The organism is Pseudogracilibacillus amylolyticus (SeqCode), assembly GCF_051918545.1.
Lineage (GTDB): Bacteria > Bacillota > Bacilli > Bacillales > Amphibacillaceae > Pseudogracilibacillus.
Genome location: NZ_JBPPZG010000277.1, coordinates 1 through 4456, shown reverse-complemented (window position 1 = coordinate 4456; position 4456 = coordinate 1). Strand labels below are relative to the sequence as shown.

The 4456-nt window shown below is 35.1% G+C and carries 9 protein-coding genes and 1 pseudogene; all 10 read right to left on the bottom strand.

Going from position 1 to position 4456, the window contains the following annotated elements; translation table 11 throughout:
• Nucleotides 1-4: 4 nt before the first annotated feature.
• Entirely contained in the window at nt 5-166 is a 162-nt protein-coding gene (locus ACPYKA_RS19360) for an immunity protein YezG family protein (protein WP_479543835.1), read from the bottom strand.
• Nucleotides 167-248: 82 nt separating this feature from the next.
• Nucleotides 249-452 carry an SMI1/KNR4 family protein gene (locus ACPYKA_RS19355; RefSeq protein WP_479543837.1) on the bottom strand — a complete coding sequence of 68 codons (204 nt, stop codon included), beginning with the start codon at nt 450-452 and terminating at the stop codon, nt 249-251.
• Between the two features lie 161 nt (nt 453-613).
• Entirely contained in the window at nt 614-826 is a 213-nt protein-coding gene (locus ACPYKA_RS19350) for an SMI1/KNR4 family protein (protein WP_479543836.1), read from the bottom strand.
• A gap of 309 nt (nt 827-1135) precedes the next feature.
• Nucleotides 1136-1594: a DUF600 domain-containing protein gene (locus ACPYKA_RS19345; protein WP_479543834.1), complete on the bottom strand. Its 459-nt coding sequence runs from the start codon at nt 1592-1594 to the stop codon at nt 1136-1138.
• 10 nt (nt 1595-1604) lie between these two features.
• Nucleotides 1605-1865: pseudogene (locus ACPYKA_RS19340) on the bottom strand (DNA/RNA non-specific endonuclease); the annotation flags it as partial.
• Between the two features lie 56 nt (nt 1866-1921).
• Complete coding sequence (locus ACPYKA_RS19335) at nt 1922-2113, bottom strand: hypothetical protein (RefSeq protein ID WP_479543833.1); 192 nt, start codon at nt 2111-2113, stop codon at nt 1922-1924.
• Nucleotides 2114-2337: 224 nt separating this feature from the next.
• Nucleotides 2338-2829: an SMI1/KNR4 family protein gene (locus ACPYKA_RS19330; protein WP_479543832.1), complete on the bottom strand. Its 492-nt coding sequence runs from the start codon at nt 2827-2829 to the stop codon at nt 2338-2340.
• Nucleotides 2826-2963: an HNH endonuclease gene (locus ACPYKA_RS19325; protein WP_479543831.1), complete on the bottom strand. Its 138-nt coding sequence runs from the start codon at nt 2961-2963 to the stop codon at nt 2826-2828. The genes ACPYKA_RS19330 and ACPYKA_RS19325 overlap by 4 nt, the downstream gene beginning before the upstream one ends.
• Before the next feature lie 142 nt (nt 2964-3105).
• Nucleotides 3106-3798, bottom strand: coding sequence for a hypothetical protein (locus ACPYKA_RS19320; RefSeq protein WP_479543830.1), 693 nt, complete (start codon nt 3796-3798; stop codon nt 3106-3108).
• Nucleotides 3799-4182: 384 nt separating this feature from the next.
• The coding region (locus ACPYKA_RS19315) for a transposase domain-containing protein (protein ID WP_479543829.1) at nt 4183-4456 on the bottom strand (274 nt) is incomplete at its 5' end.

Genomic DNA, 4456 nt, shown 5'->3' with positions numbered 1-4456 from the left:
TTCTCTAGTGGTTGGTTGATGTGTACCTCCACAGTGGACTTTCACCACCTAGATGGTCGCCATGCCTGGCGCACAAAGCGAAATGCTCCCAATCAGTTGGTATCATATCATTAATTTTTTGAGCGATTTGATTATATAGTTCATTTATTTTTCTCTCAAAACTCATAAATTTTTACCTCCTCGTTTATTTGCAATTTCACGAATGAAAAATCAAGTTGCCCGCCGGGTCATTTGCAAAAGCAATCATTTTATTGGGAAGCCGTACCCTTATAATTCACATAAACATTTATTATATCTGTAAGACTATCAGAATTATCAATTTTTAGAAGTGAACCAAACACCCTCTCTATACCATTAACCTCAAAAAGGTAAGGAGTTGGGCTTGCTCCTTGGTTAACTTTAACAGATTCCTTATAATCCTTCGGAAAAACAAATCCCAATTTGGTTTCTATTGCACTTATTGATAAACTATCTACTTCTCCATCTTGATATTTCCACTTAATGTCGCTCGTCTAATACCGCCTCCCCATAATTTATTGCCACCTAAGTGTAAAATAAAAAAGCAACTGTTGTCATTTTGGACACTCAAGTGCTCCGTCTCTCATTCTATCTATTAAAGTATTTCTAAGAATTCAGTAAAGCTATCTGCCACATTATATGTAACAGGCTCAAACTCACCAGATTCTTCATAAGACCATATACAAACAGATGGATTATTTTTATCTATTCTAAAATCTAAGCATACAAAGTCACCCGCAAATACACTAGAAATTGGCAATACCTCTGCCCCTAATAAGTTTTTGTTATCAGTTAACCTTTCACCTATTTGTTTAACTGGTCATAATCGAGCTTAATTTGATCTGTCGTGTACAAATCATGTGAAAAGTTAAAATGCCCTATTGGAAGATTACATTTATTCTTATAATAAGAGAATAAAAGCAAAAAAAATTGACTGGTATGAATCCAGTTGAATCCCGGAAACAAACCAGCCAAATAGCTTCTTAAAATTTAGTCTATTTTTGGGGGTAGAACAATTGGCAATCAAGTGTTTATAGTTAATTCAATAACTTCATTTTGAATATTATGAAATGATTTCATAATTAGGACATTCTATTTAATCAAACATGCTTCCTTTTCAATAATTTCCACTTTTTACTTCCTCAAACCATAATTCGAAAATATCATCTGGTAAAAGCTCTTCGTCGTTTGAATAAACTAAATCATATCTATATTTCCCTTTTAAACTATTCTTCTTGACATCATAGTACAATTTTATTTCTGTGGGCATATCTTTATTGAATTCTTCACATTTTTTATGAATAAGCTTTAAATTTTGATTACCTATTCTCAGCGCTGCCTTCTGTCTTTCTCTTGAAACATCATAGTGTTGCCTATTCATTTCCTTTGTAGCCTCGTTTAATTGATGTTTATGAACAATCTTTCCATTAATTTTATAGAAAAAATCAAAAACATACATCTTGGGTTCGTATGAGCAATAGATAAAAATAGCATCCGCCTTATTATCGACATACTCTAAACAAATAGCCACCATGTCTGTTTGTAATTCTGAAAAATAATCCTCAAATACCTTCATATAATCACCCCTAGTTCTCTAAACTTATGAACCTCAGTCGACCATCAATTTCATATTCTATATCAAAGCTGCTTGGTCTTAAACTATTTCCCTTATAATTAACTTTAACATTGACGGAAACCTTCTTCCCTTCTTTTATTGCTGTAGCCCATTGATTTTCTAACTTCTTGTATTTACTCAAATTCACATTACTCGATTGAGATACAAGATTATCTAAATCTGGAGATCCTCCAAACCTATCGCCAGCTAAATGTCCGGCATGATCACCAGCTTCTTTTCCTGGCGTGTTTGATTTATGTGGTAATCTACTTTCTCTTTCAGCTAATTTTAATCTTCTGCATTAAACTCTTTAAGTCTTCCCATATTGTCTGTCTCATATAGGTACTCATACTCTCCTGCTTGATATTTAATATTTGGTTTTAATTCTCCGGATTTGTTTATATGACTTCCATCTCTAATAATTTCATCTGCTGCACTTTTAGTTCCAATACCCTTACTACCTTTCCCAATCCCTTTCACATCTTCAGCCTTCGCCTTAACGAAGTTCTCTGCGCATGTGAGTTCCACTTTGCTTCCCGAAATTATTGTCCATCAGATGTTGCATCTTATCTAAACTTCTAATTCTTCACTCATTCTTCAATAGATTAAAAAACTCCATGAATGTACTGCTATCATGGAGTATGTATTCACAAGCAAAATATTATTTTTCACTTATACCTTGCTTTTATTTTTTATGAGAGATTTCAATCATGCAATTTATTTAAGAAATCTGTAAACGATTCTGCAACGTAAAATACATTTTCTCTTGCACGTTCCTCAGCCTGTTCTTCTGTTAATCCTTCTTCTCTTATCAGCGTTTCCTTTTCTGCAGCATTTTCATGTTCCCAAAAAACTACTATAGGATTATTTTCATGTTCTTTATAATCGAAGCGAATCAAGTTGCCCGCTGGGTCATTTGCAAACGCAACCACTTTATTAGGAAGCGTACCCTTATAATTCTCATAAACATTTATTATATCTGTAGGACTATCAGGATTATCAATTTTTAGAAGTGAACCAAACACCCTCTCTATACCATTAACCTCAAAAAGATAAGGAATTGGGCTTGCTCCTTGGTTAACTTTAACAGATTCCTTATAATCCTTCGGAAAAACAAATCCCAATTTGGTTTCTATAGCACTTATTGATAAACTGTCTACTTGTCCATCTTGATATTTCCACTTAATGTCGCTCATCTAATACCGCCTCCCCATAATCTATTGCCACCTAAATGGTTGACACTGTGTTTACTTGAAACAACTAATTGCATTTTCCCAGGCACCTGATGATGATGCCATGTTAAATCATCAATGTACGGTACCTCATCCATTATCTGAGCAAGTTGCTTCGGAGTAAATATATCTTTGGATACCTCTCCCTCTCTATTGCTTTCTTTAGAGCTCTAGTACATTCTTTAAATTGTTTTACATCACTAGCGATGTATATTTCCTCCCTTATTTTATATGTGAATTTCACACATTACCTTTAAAAATTGGAAAACCTAGAATATCATAATCTACGCCCTTCATATGCTTTCCTCCTGCTAAACCTTTATTTACTATATTATTTTTCGGGGAGGCATTTAAATAATCTTCCACGTGACCTACTACAGCTTTAAACTCTTCAACACTGTCGTACCCGAATTCTTTAATAGTTGTATCGTCTACAACTTTCAAAAAGTCTTCAACACTATCATAGCCCTTCGGTATAATAGACCGATTAATTAAGTTTCCATTTATATCATAATCATTTTTAATTACTTGATCAATCTCTGAACGATGAACATGTCCCGTCCCCTTACTACCCTTCCCAATCCCCTTCACATCTTCAATCTTTGCTCTGAAGAAATTCTCTACAGCATGCGTGTTTTCTACTTTGCTTCCCGAAACTATCGCTCCATCAGGGGTTGCAAACTGACGTTTTGGAAATACGGATTCCCCGAAACGATTGAGGGCAGTAACTCCTTTATCGATTCCTTTTGCGACATCGATCGCATCTTTTTCTATCTTCTTCCCTACAGCGACTGCTCGGCCTTTCGCGAAGTCTTTTAACTGATTCATCCGGTTTAGACCTTCCAAACGTGCAGTATGAATCGACCCTTTCACCGTCTCCTTCAGTCTCACTGCCGGCAACGTTTTCAAACTTACCGCGGCGGCTTGTTTCAATTTTCCGGCTCCGCCCAAGATCGAAAGTTTCTTCACGGATCCCACGGGTTAGGAAGGGATCAACAATGTAAATAAGCCTTTCCATCCTGGTTCTTCAACATTATATCATCCCAGATAATTTAGAATTCTTTTTTATTTGTAGGACTTCAAAAACTCCATGATCGTATCGCGATCATGGAGTTTCTTCTCTAGTTAAATATCTTTGATGATGTCAAGGCTTTGTCATTTTTTAAGTTTATCTTGTTACAACTAATATCCTGGATGTTAAAAATGTATATTTAATTCTTCACGGATTGCTTTTTCTAAGTATTCCTCAAAACGTAAGCGTCAAACTGCCCACACCTAGTAATTGAGGTATGGGCAGTTTATACTTTAATTAAGATTTTATTTTGGACTTTGACAATGTAATGGAATAGTTGGTGACCATGGTAAGAGCTGATCTATTTCTTCTTTATTTGTTGTATCAATATTTGGCAACTGTTCAAATAGATACTTCAAGTATTCAAATGGGCTTAGCCCATTCTCCTTAGCCGTTTCTACAATACTATAAATAACAGCGCTCGACTCAGCACCTTTCGGTGTGTTACTAAACAAGAAGTTTTTACGGCCGATCACAAAAGGTTTAATGGAGCGTTCACTTCGATTATTATCTATCTCC

Coding starts and splice junctions, on each gene's coding strand:
- ACPYKA_RS19345 (WP_479543834.1), bottom strand. CDS start 1,594: ATGAAGGTATTTGAGGATTATTTTTCAGAATTACAAACAGACATGGTG.
- ACPYKA_RS19325 (WP_479543831.1), bottom strand. CDS start 2,963: ATGGATGAGGTACCGTACATTGATGATTTAACATGGCATCATCATCAG.
- ACPYKA_RS19360 (WP_479543835.1), bottom strand. CDS start 166: ATGAGTTTTGAGAGAAAAATAAATGAACTATATAATCAAATCGCTCAA.
- ACPYKA_RS19330 (WP_479543832.1), bottom strand. CDS start 2,829: ATGAGCGACATTAAGTGGAAATATCAAGATGGACAAGTAGACAGTTTA.